Consider the following 2,515-nt stretch of genomic DNA (forward strand, 5'->3'; position numbering starts at 1 on the left):
GGTGGGCCCCCGCCGCGCCGAAGCGGGCCGTGCAGGTACGCAGCCCGGTGAACCGGGCCAGCAGCGCGGCCGACTGCACCGCGTCGGACCGGGCCGAGAATGGCCCGAAAGCCGTGCGGGGTCCCGGGTTTCGCACCGTCGACAACCTGGGAAAAGCCTCGTCGGTCAGTGCCACCCACCACCACCGTTGCGGAAACTTGGAGCGCCGGTTGTACGGCGGTGCGTGCGCGGCGAGCAGCCGTAGTTCGCGGACCCCGGCCTCCAGGTCATGCGCGCACTCGACGTGATCGACCGCCGTGGCCAGCGAGGCCATCTCCTTCATCCGGGCCCGGGGGTCGGCGCCGGTGAAGTACTGCCGGACCCGCCGGCGCAGATCGACCGCGGTGCCGACGTAGAGCACCTCGGCCGACGGGCCGCGGAACAGGTACACGCCCGGCCGGTTGGGCAGCCGGTCGGCCAGAGCCCGGTTGCGCCGCTGTGCCGGGGTGACGTCCGGCAGGTACGAGCGCAGATCGGCGTAGGTGTGGATGCCCTGGTTGCCGACGCGTTCGATGAGCCCGTGCAGGACGTCGACGGTGGCGCGGGCATCGTCGAGCGCGCGGTGGGTGGGCGTGGTGGACGCACCGAACAGCCGGGCCAGTGCCGACAGCTTCACGCTCGGCGCCTCGTCCCTGGTGAGGACGCGGCGGGCGAGTTTCACCGTGCACAGCACCGGTGGCCGCGGCCACCCGATCTGGGCCCGCTGGGCCGCCGCCCGCAGGAACCCGATGTCGAATCCCGCGTTGTGGGCGACCAGCACCGCGCCCCTGCAGAATTCGAGGAACGAGGGCAGGACGGCGTCGATGCGCGGCGCGTCACGCACCATCGCGGTGGTGATCCCGGTGAGCTCGACGATCTGCGGTGGGATGGCGCGGCCGGGATCGACGAGGGTGGCCAGCTCGCCGAGCACCTCACCGCCGCGGACCTTGACCGCGCCGATCTCGGTGATGGCGTCGTACCCGTCGCCCGGAGTCTTGGCGGTGGCGCGGCCGCCGGTGGTCTCGAGGTCCACCACCACGAAGGTGGTGTCGGCCAGCGAGACCGACTCGAACGCCGCATCGAGGTTCAAGGCCAGCTGCTCGGCGTCGGCGGTGTTGCGCTGGCCCATGGCAGTGACGGTAAGTGCTGCCCCCGACAAACTTCGCCGGGCACGCGCCGCCGGATCGGGCTTGTCGGGCCCTTCGCTCCAATCCGCTCCGCTACTTGTCGGGCCCTTCGCTCCAATCCGCTCCGCTACTTGTCGGCACCCGGCGATACCGTGCGCCCAACACCGATCGAGAGGACGGTCAAGATGAGTGGAGTGCGGCAGGACGGGTGGTCCTACGCCGATGAACCCCACCCCGCCACGCCCCACACCGACGGCGTGACCATCGACTGCGACGACTGCGCGGTTCGGGGGCCGGGGTGTCAGGACTGTGTCGTCAGCGTGTTGCTCGGCGTGCCGGAAACTTTGCTGGACGACGAGCGTCGGGCGCTGGAAGTGCTCGCTGACGTGGGCCTTGCGCCACGGCTGCGGCTCGTCCCGATTCACCGGGAGGGCCGGTCCGGGGTCGCCTGACGACACGCATCCCTTGGCGCACAGGAAAATATCCAGGCCGGGCTGTTAAATTTGCAGCTTCTGTTGGACAAGCCCGATGCCGTTTCGTAACCTATCTGAGACCTAAGAGCAGTTCGAGGCGGCTCGCCATCGCCAGTTGTGAGGACAAAAACTTGAGGCACGAGCGCGCGCACCGGCCCACAAGTCGTTTCAAGCGACCCGTTGTAGGTGCAATAGCGGGCTTGACCATGATGTCCGGACTGCTCGCCGCCAATTCGCAGGCCGACCCTGCCGACGATGCTCTGGCAAAGCTCAACGAGCTGTCCCGCCAGGCTGAGCAGACGACCGAGGCCATGCACTCCGCGCAGCTCGACCTGAACAACAAGCTTGCCGCCCAAGAGGCCGCGGAGAAGAAGCATGCCGCCGACACTGCGGCGGTCGACCAGGCCAAGACCCAGCTGGCAACCTTCCAGACCTCGGTCAACAAGGTTGCTGCGGCCCAGTACATGGGCGGCCGTACGTCCGGGGTGGATGCCATCCTGACCGCGGGTTCACCGCAGCAGCTGATCGAGCAGCTGGCCGTGCAGCGGGTGATGGCGACCGAGATGTCGGCCCAGATGAAGAACTTCCGCACGGTGGGCGAGAAGGCCGCGGCAGCCGAGCGGGAATCGGCGAAATCGGCCGCAGACGCCAAGACCGCGGCCGAGCAGGCCGCCGCAGTGCGCGCCGACCTGCAATCCAAGCAAAGCCAGCTGCAGGTCCAGATCGCCGTCGTCAAGTCGCAGTACCAGTCGTTGTCTCCCGGTCAGCGGGAAGCGCTGGCAGCGGTCCCGGCGGCCCCACCCGTACCGGCACCTGAGGCGTTGCCACCAGCGCAGGACCCGGCCGTGTTGGCCGACCCGCCGAACGGGATCCCGCCGGGTGACGTCGCCCCGCCCG

The 2,515-nt window shown here is 69.3% G+C and carries 3 protein-coding genes; 2 read left to right on the forward strand and 1 reads right to left on the reverse strand.

Going from position 1 to position 2,515, the window contains the following annotated elements; genetic code table 11:
* Positions 1-1,147, reverse strand: a 1,147-nt coding sequence (locus BN4332_RS07345) for a DEDD exonuclease domain-containing protein (RefSeq protein WP_110810214.1), incomplete at its 3' end; no start/stop codon positions are given.
* 183 nt (positions 1,148-1,330) lie between these two features.
* Between BN4332_RS07345 and BN4332_RS07350 the strand changes: the two genes are divergently transcribed.
* Together BN4332_RS07350 and BN4332_RS07355 are read left to right on the forward strand one after the other, a co-directional pair.
* A complete protein-coding gene (locus tag BN4332_RS07350; RefSeq protein WP_066897854.1) occupies positions 1,331-1,597 on the forward strand; it encodes a hypothetical protein in 267 nt (88 codons plus the stop codon).
* A 152-nt stretch (positions 1,598-1,749) separates the two neighbouring features.
* A partial coding sequence (locus BN4332_RS07355) for an endopeptidase (RefSeq protein ID WP_066897855.1) occupies positions 1,750-2,515 on the forward strand: 766 nt, incomplete at its 3' end.

This window comes from Mycolicibacterium houstonense (genome assembly GCF_900078665.2).
Classification (GTDB): domain Bacteria; phylum Actinomycetota; class Actinomycetes; order Mycobacteriales; family Mycobacteriaceae; genus Mycobacterium; species Mycobacterium houstonense.